General features: G+C 72.9%; 16 protein-coding genes. 10 read left to right on the forward strand and 6 right to left on the reverse strand.

Features of this window, described 5'->3' with window-relative positions; genetic code table 11:
* Nucleotides 1–4 precede the first annotated feature (4 nt).
* The 4 genes from aroA to GA0070561_RS25550 are packed head-to-tail and all read left to right on the forward strand — an operon-like array spanning nt 5 to nt 4,199.
* Nucleotides 5–1,306 (forward strand): 3-phosphoshikimate 1-carboxyvinyltransferase, encoded by a 1,302-nt coding sequence (gene aroA, locus GA0070561_RS25535; RefSeq protein WP_091406100.1) that lies wholly within the window; start codon nt 5–7, stop codon nt 1,304–1,306.
* 55 nt (nt 1,307–1,361) lie between these two features.
* On the forward strand, nt 1,362–2,438 hold the full coding sequence (gene rsgA / locus GA0070561_RS25540) for a ribosome small subunit-dependent GTPase A (protein WP_091406102.1): 1,077 nt from the start codon (nt 1,362–1,364) through the stop codon (nt 2,436–2,438).
* A gap of 28 nt (nt 2,439–2,466) precedes the next feature.
* The gene (gene hisN / locus GA0070561_RS25545) at nt 2,467–3,285 is read left to right on the forward strand and encodes a histidinol-phosphatase (RefSeq protein ID WP_091406104.1); all 819 of its coding nucleotides are present in this window, start codon (nt 2,467–2,469) and stop codon (nt 3,283–3,285) included.
* A gap of 59 nt (nt 3,286–3,344) precedes the next feature.
* On the forward strand, nt 3,345–4,199 hold the full coding sequence (locus tag GA0070561_RS25550) for a hypothetical protein (protein WP_225855223.1): 855 nt from the start codon (nt 3,345–3,347) through the stop codon (nt 4,197–4,199).
* Between the two features lie 45 nt (nt 4,200–4,244).
* Here GA0070561_RS25550 and GA0070561_RS25555 read toward each other — a convergent pair whose 3' ends face one another.
* Nucleotides 4,245–5,444 (reverse strand): glycosyltransferase, encoded by a 1,200-nt coding sequence (locus GA0070561_RS25555; RefSeq protein WP_091406108.1) that lies wholly within the window; start codon nt 5,442–5,444, stop codon nt 4,245–4,247.
* A gap of 224 nt (nt 5,445–5,668) precedes the next feature.
* Here GA0070561_RS25555 and GA0070561_RS25560 point away from each other — a divergent pair, with 224 nt between their 5' ends.
* The 3 genes from GA0070561_RS25560 to GA0070561_RS25570 all read left to right on the forward strand — a co-directional run bounded on the left by GA0070561_RS25560 (nt 5,669) and on the right by GA0070561_RS25570 (nt 8,119).
* On the forward strand, nt 5,669–6,667 hold the full coding sequence (locus GA0070561_RS25560; protein ID WP_091406110.1) for an SDR family oxidoreductase: 999 nt from the start codon (nt 5,669–5,671) through the stop codon (nt 6,665–6,667).
* Nucleotides 6,664–7,458, forward strand: a complete 795-nt coding sequence (locus GA0070561_RS25565) for an ATP-binding protein (RefSeq protein ID WP_341844881.1) — start codon at nt 6,664–6,666, stop codon at nt 7,456–7,458. Before GA0070561_RS25560 ends, GA0070561_RS25565 begins: the two co-directional genes overlap by 4 nt.
* 88 nt (nt 7,459–7,546) lie before the next feature.
* Nucleotides 7,547–8,119 carry a DUF5709 domain-containing protein gene (locus GA0070561_RS25570; protein WP_091406114.1) on the forward strand — a complete coding sequence of 191 codons (573 nt, stop codon included), beginning with the start codon at nt 7,547–7,549 and terminating at the stop codon, nt 8,117–8,119.
* A gap of 7 nt (nt 8,120–8,126) precedes the next feature.
* On the opposite strand, the gene GA0070561_RS25575 is transcribed toward GA0070561_RS25570, so the two are convergent.
* Together GA0070561_RS25575 and macS are read right to left on the reverse strand one after the other, a co-directional pair.
* The gene (locus GA0070561_RS25575; protein WP_091406503.1) at nt 8,127–8,780 is read right to left on the reverse strand and encodes a response regulator; all 654 of its coding nucleotides are present in this window, start codon (nt 8,778–8,780) and stop codon (nt 8,127–8,129) included.
* A 14-nt stretch (nt 8,781–8,794) separates the two neighbouring features.
* On the reverse strand, nt 8,795–9,928 hold the full coding sequence (macS, locus tag GA0070561_RS25580; protein WP_091406117.1) for a MacS family sensor histidine kinase: 1,134 nt from the start codon (nt 9,926–9,928) through the stop codon (nt 8,795–8,797).
* A 119-nt stretch (nt 9,929–10,047) separates the two neighbouring features.
* On the opposite strand from macS, the gene GA0070561_RS25585 reads away from it, so the two are divergent.
* Nucleotides 10,048–10,503 (forward strand): ATP-binding protein, encoded by a 456-nt coding sequence (locus tag GA0070561_RS25585; RefSeq protein ID WP_091406505.1) that lies wholly within the window; start codon nt 10,048–10,050, stop codon nt 10,501–10,503.
* Between the two features lie 116 nt (nt 10,504–10,619).
* Here the strand turns inward: GA0070561_RS25585 and GA0070561_RS25590 are convergent, their stop codons facing one another.
* Nucleotides 10,620–11,558, reverse strand: coding sequence for a ribose-phosphate diphosphokinase (locus GA0070561_RS25590; protein ID WP_091406120.1), 939 nt, complete (start codon nt 11,556–11,558; stop codon nt 10,620–10,622).
* Between the two features lie 101 nt (nt 11,559–11,659).
* Between GA0070561_RS25590 and glpK the strand changes: the two genes are divergently transcribed.
* The gene (gene glpK / locus GA0070561_RS25595; protein ID WP_091406122.1) at nt 11,660–13,144 is read left to right on the forward strand and encodes a glycerol kinase GlpK; all 1,485 of its coding nucleotides are present in this window, start codon (nt 11,660–11,662) and stop codon (nt 13,142–13,144) included.
* A gap of 15 nt (nt 13,145–13,159) precedes the next feature.
* Here glpK and GA0070561_RS25600 read toward each other — a convergent pair whose 3' ends face one another.
* On the reverse strand, nt 13,160–13,993 hold the full coding sequence (locus GA0070561_RS25600; RefSeq protein ID WP_091406124.1) for a phosphoribosylaminoimidazolesuccinocarboxamide synthase: 834 nt from the start codon (nt 13,991–13,993) through the stop codon (nt 13,160–13,162).
* Nucleotides 13,994–14,131: 138 nt separating this feature from the next.
* Between GA0070561_RS25600 and GA0070561_RS25605 the strand changes: the two genes are divergently transcribed.
* Nucleotides 14,132–15,451, forward strand: coding sequence for an ABC transporter substrate-binding protein (locus GA0070561_RS25605; RefSeq protein ID WP_091406126.1), 1,320 nt, complete (start codon nt 14,132–14,134; stop codon nt 15,449–15,451).
* 57 nt (nt 15,452–15,508) lie between these two features.
* Here GA0070561_RS25605 and GA0070561_RS25610 read toward each other — a convergent pair whose 3' ends face one another.
* Nucleotides 15,509–15,757: a hypothetical protein gene (locus GA0070561_RS25610; protein ID WP_030336617.1), complete on the reverse strand. Its 249-nt coding sequence runs from the start codon at nt 15,755–15,757 to the stop codon at nt 15,509–15,511.
* Nucleotides 15,758–15,871 lie beyond the last annotated feature (114 nt).

Consider the following 15,871-nt stretch of genomic DNA (forward strand, 5'->3'; position numbering starts at 1 on the left):
AACCGTGGGCAACCTGACCGCGACCCGGCCGCCGCAGCCGTGGACCGCACCGACCGCATCCGACCCGGTGGCGGCGACGCTGCGCCTGCCCGGTTCCAAATCGATGACCGCCCGGGCCCTGGTGCTCAGCGCGCTGGCCGCCGGCCCGTCGACGCTGGCCCGACCACTGCGCGCCCGTGACACCGAGTTGATGGCCGCCGGCCTGCGGGCAATGGGCGCGCACGTCTCGATCAGCGACGACGAGCGCTGGCTGGTCCGACCGCACCCGCTGGCCGGCCCCGCCCACGTCGACGTCGGGCTGGCCGGCACCGTGATGCGGTTCGTGCCACCGGTGGCGGGCCTGGCCGACGGGCGGGTCACCTTCGACGGTGACCCGTACGTGCGCACCCGGCCACTCGGCCCGCTGGTCGGCGCGCTGCGCTCGCTGGGCGTCCGGATCGACGTCACCGGCACCGGCAGCCTGCCGTTGACAGTGCTCGGCACCGGCCGGATCACCGGCGGCGAGGTCGTGATCGACGCGTCCGCCTCCAGCCAGCTCGTCTCCGGGTTGTTGCTGGCCGCCCCGCGCTTCGACCGGGGCGTCGTGGTCCGCCACGTCGGCCCGCCGGTGCCCTCCGCGCCGCACCTTCGGATGACGGTGCAGATGCTGCGGGCCGCCGGCGCGGCGGTCGACGACAGCACTCCCGACGTCTGGGCAGTCGAGCCCGGCCCGCTCACCGGGCGCGGTTGGGACATCGAACCGGACCTCTCCGGCGCCGTGCCGTTCTTCGCCGCCGCCCTGGTCACCGGCGGCGAGGTGACCCTTCAGGGTTGGCCGCACAGCAGCGCGCAGCCGGTCGAGAAACTGCGCTCGCTGCTACAGCGGATGGGCGGTGAGGTCAGCCTGTCCACCAACGGGCTGACCGTCCGTGGCACCGGCGTGGTGCACGGTCTGACCGCCGACCTGTCCGACGTCGGCGAGCTGACCCTCGTGCTGACCGCGCTGGCCCTGCTGGCCGACTCGCCGTCGGTGTTCACCGGCGTCGGGCACATCCGTGGGCACGAGACCGACCGGCTCGCGGCGCTCGCGCGCGAGTTCGGCGGCCTCGGCGCGGACATCACCGAAACACCGGACGGGTTGGAGATCCGGCCCCGACCGCTGCGCGGCGGGGTCTTCCGCACCTACCACGACCACCGGATGGCGCACGCCGCCGCGGTGGCCGGGCTGGCCGTTCCGGGCATCGACGTGGACGACGTGGGGTGTACCTCCAAGACCATGCCCGAGTTCCCGGCACTATGGTCAGCGATGGTGACCGGCAAGAGCTGACGCGAGAAGAGGACAGGTCCTGGCGACCAAACGGCGGGAGTACGACGAGGACGACGTGCGGGTCCGGCCCGGAAAGTCGTCGCGCCCGCGTACGCGCACCCGCCCGCAGCACGCCGACGCGGTCGACGGGTTCGTCATCGCCGTCGACCGGGGGCGCTACACCTGCGTGCTCTCCGGGGCCGAACGCGGCGTGGTCGGTGCCGAGCTGCCCACCGTCACCGCGATGCGGGCCCGCGAGTTGGGCCGCAAGTCGGTGGTGGTCGGTGACCGGGTCAGCCTGGTCGGTGACACGTCCGGCGCGGAGGGCGCTCTCGCCCGCATCGTCCGGATCGCCGAACGCCGCTCGGTGCTGCGCCGCACCGCCGACGACGACGAGACCACCGCCGAGGGTCGGCTGGAACGGGTCGTGGTGGCCAACGCGGACCAGTTGGTGATCGTCAGTGCGTTGGCCGACCCGCCGCCGCGCACCGGGTTCATCGACCGCTGCCTGGTGGCCGCGTACGACGCGGACGTCGAGCCGCTGCTCTGCCTCACGAAGGCCGACCTGGCCGGGCCGGAGGAGGTGCTCGGCTACTACACCGAGCTGGAGCTGCCCTACGTGCTCAACCGCCCCGACTCCGACCTCGACGCGCTCCGCGCGCTGCTGAGCGGCAAGGTGTCGGTGCTGGTCGGGCACTCCGGGGTGGGCAAGTCGACCCTGGTCAACCGCCTCGTTCCGGACGCGCTGCGCGCGGTCGGCGTGGTCAGCGCGATCGGCCGGGGCCGGCACACCTCGACCAGCGCGGTGGCGCTGCGGCTGCCACCGGTGCCCGGGATCGACACCGACCCGGGCTGGATCATCGACACCCCCGGGATCCGCAGCTTCGGGTTGGCGCACGTCTCGGCCGACAGCCTGCTGCACGGCTTTCCGGACCTGGTCGAGGGCACCGTCGACTGCCCACCGAACTGCCCCCACACGGCCGACGAGGCCGAGTGTGGGCTGGACGCCTGGGTGGCCGCTGGTAAGGCCGACCCGCGCCGGCTGGCCTCGTACCGTCGATTGCTCGCCTCCCGGGCCGGCGAGGGTGACTCCCGCGGCGACAGCGACCAGCGGGGCCCCGGCGAGGGTGACCGGCGCGGCCCCGACGAGTGAGCCGACGGGTGTGGGCTAGGTTGCCGGCATGACCGGGTACGCCGACGACCTCGCCCTCGCCCATCTGCTCGCCGACCGGGCCGACGCCATCGCCACGGCCCGGTTCCGCGCGCTCGACCTGCGCGTCGAGGCGAAGCCCGACCTGACCCCGGTCTCCGACGCGGACACCGCCGTGGAGCGGGAGATCCGCGCCCTGCTGGCCGAGCACCGACCGGCCGACGGGCTGCTCGGTGAGGAGTACGGCGCGCAGTCGTCCGCCAACCCGAACGGCCGCCGGTGGATCATCGATCCGATCGACGGCACCAAGAACTTCGTCCGTGGCGTGCCGATCTGGGCCACCCTGATCGCGCTCTACGACGGCGACCTGCCGGCGGTCGGCGTGGTGTCCGCACCAGCGCTCGGACGACGCTGGTGGGCCAGCGCGGGTGCTGGCGCGTACGCCGGGCCGGGCCCCGCGGCCGGCGAGCGGATCGGCGTGTCCGCGGTGCGTGGGGTCGCGGATGCCAGCTTCTGCTACTCGTCCCTGAACGGGTGGGAGGAGACCGGGCGGCTCGACGCCGTGCTCGACCTGATGCGGGACAGCTGGCGCAGCCGGGCCTACGGCGACTTCTACGGCTACATGCTGTTGGCCGAGGGGGCACTGGACGTGATGGCCGAGCCGGAGTTGTCGGTGTGGGACGTGGCGGCGCTGGTGCCGATCGTCACGGAGGCGGGTGGCACGGTCACGGATCTGGCCGGACAACCGGCCCCCGCCGGCGCTCCGGGCACCGACAGCAGCGTGGTGGCCACCAACGGTGTGCTGCACGCCGACATCCTCGCCCGCCTCGATCGACCAGCCGAGCGCTGACCCCCGGCAACCTCTATCCTCGCCAGGTGGTCTCCTCCGGTTGGTGCTTTCTCGCGGCGATGATCGTCGCGTACGGCTTCGCCAACCTGCTCCAGTCGGTGGCGGCGGCGCGCACCACGGTCCACCACACCTTCGATCCGGGCCTGCTGCTGCGCCTCGCCGGGCACCGGACGTACCTGATCGGCCTCGGCTGTCAGATCGGCGGTTTCGTGCTCGCCTTCCTGGCCCGGCGGGACCTGCCGCTGTTCCTCGTGCAGGCCAGCGTGGCCGCCGGGCTGGGAGTGACCGCCATCCTCGGGGTGCTGGTGCTGAAGTGGCGGCTGCCGGCGGCGGAGGTGGTGCTGCTGGCGCTGCTCTTCGCGGGGATCACCGCGCTGGTGCTGTCCGCCCGGCCGGCCCCGTCGAAGCAGCTCGGCACCGCCGGCTCGATCGCCCTGCTGGTGGCGCTGGGCGTGATCGCGGTGCTCGGTTTCTTCGCCGTCCGGCTGCACGGGGCGCCGGGTTCGGTGGCCCTCGGCTCACTGGCCGGGCTGGCGTTCAGCTCGGCCGCGGTCGCTGCCCGGCCACTGGCATCCGCGCCGTCCGCCGAGGCGTTCCTCGCCGACCCGCTGTTCTACCTGCTGATCGCCCACTCGATCGTGGGTCAGCTGCTGCTCGGTCTGGCCATGCAGCGCGGCTCGACGACGGCCGCGGTCGCCGCGATGGACGCCGCCGGCGCGGTGCCGGCCGCGATCGTCGGCCTGCTGCTGCTCAACGACAAGATCTGGCCGGGGCGGGAGTGGCTGGCCGCGGTCGGCTTCCTGGTGACCCTGGCAGCGGTGATCGGCCTGACCCGGTACGCCGAACCGCAGCAGCACCGCTCGGTGGCACGCCGTCGGGACCCCGCCATGGTCGGTGCCGGCCGGCCGGGCTGACCGTCCGGCACCGCACCACGGCAGAGGTCTCGCAGTACCGCCAACTCAGGCCTCGACCGGCTTGCGGCGGCTCACCACCCGTTCGTAGAGGCGCTCCAACGCACCGGCGGTCCGCTCCCAGGTGTAACTGCTGCGCACCCGGTCCACCGCGGCGTGCCCGTAGGCGAACCGACCGGCGTTGTCGGAAAGCAGCCGGCGCAGCGACACTCCGAGTGCCCGTACGTCACCGGGGGGCACCAGGCGGCCGGTGACCTCGTCGACGACGGCGTCCGCCAGGCCGCCCATCGCGTAGCCGATCACCGGCACCCCGCAGGCCATCGCCTCCAGCGAGACCCGCCCGGCCGAGGAGTAGTGCGGCGTGCAGGCGACCACGTCCGCCGACCGGTACCAGGTGGCCATCTGGTCGTGCGGCACCGCCCCGACGAGCCGTACCTGGTCGACGACGCCGAGCTGTTCGGCCAGCTCGCGCAGGCGTCGCGCCTCGGCGTGGTTGGCCAACTGGTCGGCCGGCGGCCCACCGGCGATCACCAGCTCGGCGTCACCGACCAGCCGCATCGCCCGGATCAGGTCCTCCTGGCCGTGCCCGGCGGCCAGCGAGCCCACCGAAAGGATGCGGGGCCGCTGTTCGCGCGGTGCCGCCTCGCCGTCGGGATGGAACAGGTCGATGTCGACGCCGGCCGGCACCAACGCGACCGAGCTGCGTTGCAGACCCATCCGGGTCAGCTCGTCGACCTCGTCGTTGGACTGGGCCACGGCGATGTCGACCGCCCTGGTCAATGCGCGCTCCAGCGTGATCCGCTGGCCCGGCCCGTCGTAGTGGCCGCCCAGGTGACGCAGCTGCTCGATGCCGAGCGAGTGGAACGTCTGCACCACCGGAATGTCGGTCTCCCGGACGGCGTGCGCGGCGGCCAGGCCACCGACCCAGTAGTGCCCGTGCACCACCTCGGGCCGCCAGGAACCCGACCACTCGTCGGCCAGCCAGCGGCCGACCTCGGTCACGTACGGGATCAGCTCGACGGTGGGTAGTGGGGTGGGCGGGCCGGCGGGCACCTGGTGCACCTGGTATCCGTCGACGTTCATCGTCGCCGGCAGCGTCGGGTCGTCCCGGCGTACGTAGAGCCGGACGTCATGGCCTCGCTCGGCCAGCTCGGCGGCGACCCTCGCGGTGTGCTGTCGGGTGCCGACCGGCGGGCCGTCGGCGTGGCGGTAGGAACTGGCGTGCGCGCAGACGAGGCCGACGCGCATGGGTCACCTCCCTGCGATCTTTCCTCGGCGGTGGTCCTCCCGGTCAGAGCGTCCCATTAACCCCGCGACGCTGAGCCGAAACCTGGCAGATCAGGAAGAGTCAGCGCGAGTGCCACCGACACTTGCGCCACGGCAAGCACAGGCGACACGCCACAGCGTGGTTCGACGATGATCGACAAGCCGTCGTCGGTGTGACCAGGCCCGGCCGGGGGTACCGCTCAGGAATGCCGCTGACCCGCAGTCTCGACGATTCGACCGTGGTGATCACCGGCGCGTCCAGCGGGATCGGCACGGCGACCGCGTACGCACTGGCCCGCCGGGGTGCCGCCGTCGTGCTGGCCGCCCGCAGCGAGCCGGCCCTGCTACAGGTCGCGCAGCGCTGCCGGGAGTTGGGCGGCCGGGCGCTGGTCGTACCGACCGACGTCACCGACCTGGAGTCGGTGCGCAGGCTGGCCGAGCAGGCGGTGGCCGAGTTCGGCCGGATCGACGCCTGGGTGAACAACGCCGCGGTGAGCGCCGTGGGCCTGTTCGACGAGATCCCGGTCGCCGAGTTCCGCCGGGTGCTGGAGGTCAACCTGCTCGGGGCGGTGCACGGCATCAAGGCGGCACTGCCCTACCTGGGCGCCGCCGGTGGTGGTGTGCTGGTCAACAACGCCTCGGTGCTGGCCGAGGTGGCCATGCCGTACCAGTCGGCGTACAACGCCTCCAAGCACGGCATCCGCGGGCTGGCCGACACCGTCCGACAGGAGCTGCGGGTCACCGGTCGCGGTCACATCTCCGTCTGCACCGTGCTGCCGGCCACGATCGACACCCCGTTCTTCCGGCACACCGGCAACCACAGCGGCCGGGAGCTGATGGCACCTCCTCCGATCTACCCGCCGGAGGTGGTCGCCGAGACCATCGTCCGGCTGCTGCGCCGGCCCCGCCGCGAGGCGTACGCCGGCGGCGCGGCCCGGCTGATCGGCCTGCAGTGGCGGCTGGCGCCCGCGCTGGTCGAGCGCACCCTCGGCTGGTACGCCCACCGCACCCAGTTCGGCCCGGGCGCCCGGGTGGACAGCAGCGGCAACGTGTTCCACGCCGATGCTCTGGCGCGCGAGGACGGTGGCTGGCACGGTCGGCGGCGGCAGTTGGTGCGGATGACCGCCGCGTTCGGTCTGGCCGCCGCCGGCACCGCTGTCGGCACCCTGGCGGCCATCAACCGCCGCTCCCGGTCGGACCGATGATGGCCGATGTCGAGCGCCCGAATGCGCTCACCGTCACCGGCGCGCACAATGGGGCGATCATGTCGAGCTGTCTCGTGGAAATCGACGAGTCGTCAGCGGTGGTCCGGCTGACCGGTGTGCTCGATGCCGCTGGTGCCGAGGCGGTACGCGGCGCGCTGCTCGCCCGTCTGCTGACCCGGCCCGGCCCAGTGGTGGCCGACGTGACCGGCCTGCGGGTCGTCGACCCGGCCGGGCGCGGCGTCTTCGCCGACGTACGCCGGGAGGTCGCCGACTGGCCCGCCGCGGACCTGCTGCTGTGTGACCCGGCAGTCGACGGGCCCGCCCGTCCGGACGCCGCGCTCGCCGGGGTGCCGGCCTGGCCGACGCTCGACGGGGCGCTGGCCGCGGTGGCGGCGACACCACTGGCGGCGGTGCTCACCGCCGACCTGGCGCCGGCGGTGGGAGCCGCCCGGCAGGCGCGTGAGCTGGTCACCACCGGTTGCGAGCGCTGGGGCATGCCGACGCTCACCGACCCGGCGTGCATCGCGATCACCGAGATGGTCAACAACGTGGTGGCGCACGCCCGGACCCCGATGACGGTTCGGCTGGCGCCTCAGGAGACCACCCTGCACCTGGCGGTTCGCGACCACTCCCCGCGTCAGCCGACCTTCGCCGGGATCTCCCCGCCGAACCGTGCCGGCGGCCGGGGCCTGCTGCTGATCGACACGGTGACCCGTCGCTGGGGCAGCAGCGCCGTACCGGACGGCAAGGTCGTCTGGTGTGTGCTGCACCCCGACGACGAGGCTGCCTGACGGGGCTTTCGCCATCGGCGCCCGGTTCGGCGACGTACCGCCGGAGGCCGCCCGGTTATGGCGGCAGGGCAGCGGGTAGTGATCAGACATGCGCGACAACGAGTACCCGACCCCCCTGTCCGACACCGAGGCGCAAGGGCTGCCCGACACCGCCGATGACGACTCGACCGCCAACGACGACGTCCTCACCGGGCGCGAGGCGGACGGCCCGGACCCGGCCCAACTGCCCGGCGATCGGACGCCGGTGGCGGTGGACCGGTTCGGCACGACCGCCGAGGAGCAGCTCGACGGTGAGTCGTTGGACTACAAGCTCGACCGTGAGGTCTACGAGCGCCCGGCGGACGACCCGCTGGCCGGCACCATCGACCCGAAGATCGCCTTCGAGGCGGACAACCTGGAAGCCGCGGCGGAGGCTCAGCTGGACGCCGACGTGATGGATCCCGGGCCGACCTCGGACCCGAACTCACCGGTCTCCCTCTACGACCACGGTCAGCTCGGCACGGTGGCCGACGCCACTGTGGGCCGGCTGGTGGAACCGGACGAGGGGTCGCACACCGACCAGGAGACCGACTCGGTGGCGTACGACGCCGGATCGGCCGGCGGCGGAGCGACCGCCGAGGAGCTGGCCATCCACGAGACGGAGCCGCCGCGCTCGGTCTGACGTCCGCTCAGTCGTCCAGACCGCGTTCGATGGCGTACCGGGTCAGCTCGACCCGGTTGTGCAGTTGCAGCTTGCCCAGGGTGTTCTGCACGTGGTTCTGCACCGTGCGGTGCGACAGGCCGAGCCGCTGGGCGATCTGCTTGTACGACATCCCCTTCGCCACCAGCCGCAGCACCTCCGTCTCCCGTTCGGTGAGCTGGGGCGTCGGGGGCTCGGCAGCGCCGGCCGGCCCGGTCCCCCGCCCCGGCCCGGCGGCCAGCCGGCGGTACTCGCCGAGCACCAGCCCGGCCAGGCCCGGGGTGAAGACCGCGTCGCCGGCCGCTGTGCGGTGCACCGCCTCCAGGAACTCGGCGGGCGCTGTCGACTTCACCAGGTAACCGGTGGCCCCGGCCTTGACCGCGTCCAGCACGCTCTGCTGTTCGCCGCTGGCACTGAGCATCAGCACCCGTACGGCGGGCAGTGCCGCGCGCAACCCCAGGATCACCTCGACGCCGGAGATGTCGGGTAGTTGCAGGTCGAGGACGACGACGTCGGGCCGGGCGGCGGCGGCCACCCGGATGGCCTGTCGTCCCTCGCCGCTGGTCGCCACCACCAGGAAACCGGCCTCGGTCAGGTCGCGGGCCACGCCCTCCCGCCACATCGGATGGTCGTCCACCACCATCACCCGGATCGGGTTCACCGCGGTGACCTCGGCACGCTCAGCTCGATCTCGGTGCCCGCCTCGGGGGCGGACACGATCCGAACCGTGCCGCCCACGTCGGCCACCCGGCCCCGGATCGACTGGGTCACACCGAGCCGACCCTGGGCGGCCGCCTCGTCCAGCCGACCGTCCGGGATGCCCGGTCCTTCGTCACGGATCGACACGGTCACCGTCGCCCCCTCGTCCTCGATCAGCACCCAGGCCCGCCCACCGGCGTGCCGCCCCACGTTGTCCAGGGCCGCGCCGGTCGCGGCGGCCAACTCTCCGGCCACCCGTCGGGGCAGTGGCACCGGCGTGGCCGGGGCGGAGAGCGCCACCGCCGCCGAGGCGTACCGGCCGAGCAGGGTCCGCAGGTCCACCGCCTCGCCGCCGTCCGGGAGGCTCGCGGCGGCCGGGCCGGCGCCGGCGATCAGCGCCCGCAGGGCAACCTCCTGCTCGCCGGCCAGCCGGGCCAGCTCGCCGGCCTCCCCGGGCAGGTCGGCGCCGCGCCGCTGCACCAGCGCCAGCACCTGGAGCACCGAGTCGTGGATGTCCCGGGCCAGCCGCTCCCGCTCCCGGGTGGCGGCCTCCAGCTCCACCGCGCGCTGCAACCGCTCCTCGGCGCTCACCGCGAGCCGGGCCACGTGCCCGACCACCACTCCGGCGAGCAGCATCAGGATCACCCCGGTGAACGAGGACTGGCCGATCCGCTCCCGGGTGGCCAGGTCCGCGCCGGCTACCAGCAGCGCGGCGACGGTGCCCCGCCGCCGGCCACCGGAGACGGCCCAGGCCAGCACCGGGCCGGCCATCCAGGCCACCCCCAGGGTGGGTACGCCGTGGGTGAGCGCCGTCCGGCCGACCACCCACGGGGTGGCCAGCACGATGGCCACCACCACCCCGAGGTCGGCCAGCAGCAGCGGCCAGCGCCGCCAGGCCGGTCGGGCGTACCCGATCGCTGTCGTGCCGGTCCAGAGGATCATCAACAGGATCAGGGCGCCGACGGCGTACGGGTGGGCGTACCGGTCGGCGTCGCGCACCGCGAGCGCGCAGACGTACGCCAGGGAGGCCAGCCTGAACACGGTGAGGGCACGCCACAGCGGCACCTCGAACCCACCCGGCGGCGACGGCATGGCGGTCAGGATGCCACAACCGGGCCGGCGCACGGCGAGCAGCGAGTGCGGTTCGGGAAACCCTGACGTACGGTGGAAAAGCCGCGAAATACTCCGAGATGCGCCGCCGGGACGGGCCCATGACGAACGCAGACCCGCACGCACCGCGTACGGTTGTGCCCATCGAACCTGCCCTCCTGATCGCCGAAGCCTTCGACCAGGCCCAGGTGACCGAGATTCGACACTCGGTCACCTCCTGCGCGCATGCCTCGGGTCTCAGCGGCCAACGGCTGGACGACTTCGTGCTCGCGATCAACGAATTGATCACCAACGCGGTGCGGCACGGCGGCGGGCGCGGCTGGCTGCGGCTCTGGCACGAGTCGGGTGTGCTGGTCTGCGAGGTCGCCGATCACGGGCACGGGATCAGCCCGCAACGGCTGGGCGACCGCAGTCGGCCCGCCCCGGACACCGCCGGCGGCTGGGGCCTCTGGCTGGCCCGCGAGCTGACCGACGCGATGGAGGTCGTCACCGGCACCGCCGGCACCACCGTCCGCATCACCACCGGCCTCACCAACCACAACCACACCCCGCGCTAACCCTCACCCCCACCCCTGCGCGCGATCTTGCACTTACTGTCGCGACGAATCACCCAAACCCCCTCATCCCGGCGACACAAACTGCAAGATCGCGCGGGGTAAGGGGCGAGGGCGGGTCAGGCGAAGAGGGCGGAGACGGATTCTCCGTTGTGGATTCGGCGCGTCGCCTCGGCCAGGGCGGGGGCCACCGACAGGACCTGCAACTTGGGGACCCGCTTGGCGGCCGGGATGGGCACCGTGTTGGTGCAGACGATCTCCAGGACGCCGTCCTGGTCGCTGAGCCGCTGCAACGCGTCGCCGGAGAAGAGACCGTGGGTGCAGGCGAGCCGGATCGACCGGACCTTCAGGCCGCGCAGATGCTCCATCAGCTCGACCACCGTGCTGCCCTTGGCGATCTCGTCGTCCAGCACGATGACATCCCGGTCGGTCACGTCGCCGATCACCGCGCTGATCTTGACCAGGTCGTCGCTGAACCGCTGCTTCGCCCCGGCCGCGACCGGCGTTCCGAGCAGCCGGGCGAAGGCCGCGGCCTCCTTGGCGTTGCCCAGGTCGGGCGAGACCACAACGGTGTTGCTGAGGTCGTAGCGCCGGAAGTGGGTGGCCAACTCCCGCAGCGCGTGCAGGTGATCCACCGGGACGCTGAAGAAGCCGTGCACCTGCGGCGAGTGCAGGGTCATCGCGAGCACCCGGTCCGCCCCGGCCGAGGTGAGCAGGTCGGCGACGAGCCGCGCGCCGATCGAGATCCGTGGCGCGTCCTTCTTGTCCGACCGGGCGTACGCGTAGTGCGGCAGCACCACAGTGATCCGACCGGCGGAGGCGCCCCGGGCGGCGTCGATCATCAACAGCAGCTCGACCAGGTGCTCCTGCACCGGCGGCACCAACGGCTGGATCAGGAAGACGTCCCGCTCCCGGCAGTTGGCCTGCAACTGGACTTCCAGACAGTCGTTCGCGAACCGGGAGACCCGCACCGGGTGCAGCGGCACCCCCAGGTGGGCGCAGATCTCGGCAGCCAGGTCGGGATGGGCGGTTCCACTGAAAACTGCGATGTCGCGCACGTTCGCACATCGTAGGGGAAGCCGACGGCCGCCGACGGCGGCGGGCCGGAACCCGCCGTGACGCCTGTCGCGCCGCGCCGCCGTCCGGGTACGGTGCTGCGGTGACCCCCCAGTACGTCGCCGCCATCGACCAGGGCACCACCTCCTCGCGGTGCATCGTCTTCGACCGGGCCGGGGACATCGTCGCCGTGGCCCAGCGCGAGCACCGGCAGATCTTCCCTCGACCGGGGTGGGTGGAGCACGACGCCGAGGAGATCTGGGACAACGTCGAGCAGGTGGTCGCCGAGGCGCTGCGGGCCGCCGGCACCGACGCGTCCGGGCTGGCCGCCGTCGGCATCACCAACCAGCGGGAGACCACAGTCGTCTGGGACCGGGCCACCGGCCGCCCGGTGGCCAACGCCATCGTCTGGCAGGACACCCGGACCGGGCCGCTGCTTCGGGAGCTTGCGTCGGCGTACGGCGAGGAGCGGTTCCGGGCCCGCACGGGCCTGCCGCTGGCCACCTACTTCGCCGGGCCGAAGCTGCGCTGGCTGCTCGACGAGGTCGACGGCCTGCGCGAGCGCGCCGAGCGCGGTGAGGTGCTCTTCGGCACCATGGACAGCTGGCTGATCTGGAAGCTGACCGGCGAGCACGTCACCGATGTGACCAACGCCAGCCGGACCATGCTGATGGACCTCACGACCCTGGACTGGGCCCCGGAGCTGCTGGACGCGATGGGTGTTCCGGCGGCGATGCTGCCGGAGATCCGCTGCTCCGCCGAGGTGTACGGGACGGCCGGCGGGGTGCTCGCCGGGGTGCCGGTGGCCAGTGCGCTCGGCGACCAGCAGGCCGCCCTGTTCGGGCAGACCTGCTTCCAGCCGGGTGAGGCGAAGTGCACCTACGGCACCGGTAGTTTCCTGCTGCTCAACACCGGCGCCAGCCCGGTCCCGTCGACGCACGGCCTGCTCACCACGGTCGCCTACCGGATCAAGGACCAACCACCGGCGTACGCCCTCGAAGGCGCCATCGCGGTCACCGGCTCGCTGGTGCAGTGGCTGCGCGACAACCTCGGGCTGATCTCCACGGCCGCCGAGGTGGAGGAGTTGGCCCGCACCGTGGACGACAACGGCGGCTGCTACGTGGTGCCGGCGTTCTCGGGACTGTTCGCCCCGCACTGGCGCAGCGACGCCCGCGGGGTGATCGCCGGCCTGACCGGCTACATCACCAAGGGGCACCTGGCGCGTGCGGTGCTGGAGGCGTCGGCGTGGCAGACCCGCGAGGTGGTCGACGCGATGAACGCCGACTCGGATGTGGCGCTGCGCCGTCTCCGGGTGGATGGCGGGATGACCGCGAACGGCCTGCTCATGCAGTTCCTCGCCGATGTGCTCGACGTGCCGGTGGTCCGTTCCCGGATCACCGAGACCACCTGCCTGGGCGCCGCGTACGCGGCCGGTCTGGCGGTCGGCTTCTGGCCGGACCTGGCCACCCTGCGGGCGCAGTGGCGCTCCGACGCGCAGTGGGAGCCGGCCATGGCCCCGCAGCTGCGCGAGGAGGAGCTGCGCCAGTGGCGCAAGGCCGTGCAGCGCACCCTCGACTGGGTGGAGTGACCGCCGCTGCGGCGGTCACTCCCAGCGGTTGCCGGTGAGCTTCTCGTAGACGTCGATGTAGCGAGCCCGGGTCGCCTCGACCACCTCGGCCGGCATGTCCGGGGCGGGGGCCTGCTTGTTCCAGCCGCTGCCGGTGGCCCAGTCCCGCACGTACTGCTTGTCGTAGGAGAACTGCACCCGGCCCGGCTGGTACGACTCGGCCGGCCAGAACCGCGACGAGTCGGAGGTGAGCAGTTCGTCGGCGAGGACCAGGGTGCCGTCCGGCGCCCAACCCAGCTCGAGCTTGGTGTCGGCGATCAGGATGCCCCGGTCGGCGGCCAGCTCGGCGCCGCGCCGGTAGACGTCGAGGGTGATCTGCCGCAGCCGCTCGGCGGTGGCCTGGCCCACCTTGTCCACCACGTCGTCGTACGTGATCGGCTCGTCGTGCTCGCCCATCGGCGCCTTGCTCGACGGCGTGAAGATCGGCTCGGGCAGGATCGACGCCTCACCGAGCCCTCGCGGCAGTGGTACGCCGGAGACCGCGCCGGTCTGCTCGTACTCCCGCAGGCCGCCGCCGGTCAGGTAACCGCGGGCGACGCACTCGACCGGGACCATGTCCAGCCGCTGGCAGCGGATGGCCCGCCCGGCGAACTCGGCGGGCACGTCGGTGGCCGAGATGACGTGGTTCGGCACGAGGTCGGCGAGCTGCTCGAACCACCAGAGCGAGAGCGCGGTGAGCAGGCGACCCTTGTCCGGGATCGGCGTCGGCAGCGCCACGTCGTAGATCGAGATGCGATCCGAGGCCACCAGGATCAGGTCGTCGCCGTCGGCGTAGACGTCCCGGACCTTGCCCGAGTGCAGAAGTTCCACGCGCCCTAGTACACCACGCGACAACGGAAGGGCCTGATTCGACCACCCGGCCGAGGGTGACCGGACGGACGTTGACACCTTCGTGCGCTGCCTGCGTGAATGGTCCGACCGCCACCCCCGTAGGTCCAGGAGAGCCCCGTGCCCGTTGTTCGACCCCCGCTCGACCGCCTCGGTGCCGACCCGGGCCGGCGCCGACTGCTCGGCGCGCTGCTCGGCGCACCTCTGCTCGCGTCCGGCGGGCTGGCGGGGTGCACCGACGGCGCCGCCACCTCGGCCCAGGACGGGCCCGTCGAGCTGTCGGTCTTCTGGTGGGGTGGCACCAAGCGGGCCGAGCTCACCGAGAAGGCGCTGCGGCTCTACTCGGATCGCAACCCCAGGGTCACCTTCCGGGTCACCTGGCAGGGCGCCGACGGCTACTACGACCGGCTGGCCACCCAGGCGGGCGGCGGGAACGTACCGGACCTGATCCAGATCGACGACGCCATGCTGACCGAGTACACCCAACGTCAGGTCATCCTCGACCTCACCGACCACCACCTGGATCTTCGGGGCCTGCCGGAGGGTCTGATCCGCTACGGCACGGTGGAGGGGCGGACGATGGCGGTGGCCGCCGGGCAGACCCACGCCGTCGTCGTGTTCAACCGGGACCTGCTGCGGGAGCTGGAGATGCCGGAGCCACGCGCGGGGATGACGTGGGCCGACTACATCTCCTGGGCCACGCAGGTCACCGAGGCCAGCGACCGCCGGGTGGCCGGCACCATGGACGGGTCGGGCGACTACCGGGCGCTCTGGCTCTGGCTGCGGTCGCAGGGCGGCGAGTTCTACCGGGGCAACCAGCTCGGCTTCGGCGCGGACGAGCTGATCGCGTGGTTCGAGTTGTGGCAGCGGGCCCGCCGGGGCCGAGCCACGCCGAGCGCGGCCCTGGTCGAGCAGGCCGACAGCGGCGAGCCGGCCCGGCAACTGGTGGTGAGCGGGGTGACGGCGGCGTCCTTCGCCTGGTCGCACCAGCTACCGGAGCTGCAACGGCTCACCGAGTCCGAGTTGGGCATCGTCGGCGTTCCCGGCCCGCCGGGGGCTCAGTGGGCGCGAGCGTCGATGTACTGGGCGGGCTTCCGGGGCACCCGCCACCCGGACGCGGTCGCCGACGTGATCAACTTTCTGACCACCAATGGTGAGGTTGGCGCCGTTCTCGGCCACGAACGTGGGCTGAACGCCAGTGCCCAGGTCCGCCGCTACGCAGAGGGCAGCATCACCGACCCGGCGCAGCGACGTGCCGCCGAGTTCGGCGCCAGCATCGCCGACCTGCTCGGGCCTGCGCCGGCGCCGCCGCCCAAGGGGCACGCCAAGGTGCGCACCCTGCTGGTCACCGCCGCCGAGCGCATCCGCGTCAAGCGCGACGGCACCCGCGAGGCCACCGCGCGCTTCCTGTCCCAGGCCATCGCGGCCCTGGCGGTGTGAACACCGGCGGCCGGCCCGGAGCCGGCCGCTGGTGACCCGTCGACGCCTCGGGCCCGGTCAGCGCGGCGGGCCACCCCGGCGGTTGCGCATCAGACGCAACACCAGGAACACGACGATCGCGACCACCACCAGGCAGCAGAGCAGCGGGAGCACCCCGAAGCCACTGCGGCCTCGCCGCCGGGCGGCCTCCACCACGAGTTCGCCGGTGCCCGTTGACGCCCAGGCCGCGACCGGGACGAAGACCGCCAGTACGACCGCACCGAAGACCGCGCTCAGGCGGCCCCACCACTTACCGAATGAAGACATGTGCCCATCCTCGCCGAAGGGCGCAACCTCGGCACGTCGGTCCACGCCGAATCACGGGACCGGATGGTCCGGAAGCTCTCCGGTCGGGGCGCAACGCGCTCGCAACATCCCGGC

The sequence above is a fragment of the Micromonospora saelicesensis genome (assembly GCF_900091575.1).
Lineage (GTDB): Bacteria > Actinomycetota > Actinomycetes > Mycobacteriales > Micromonosporaceae > Micromonospora > Micromonospora saelicesensis.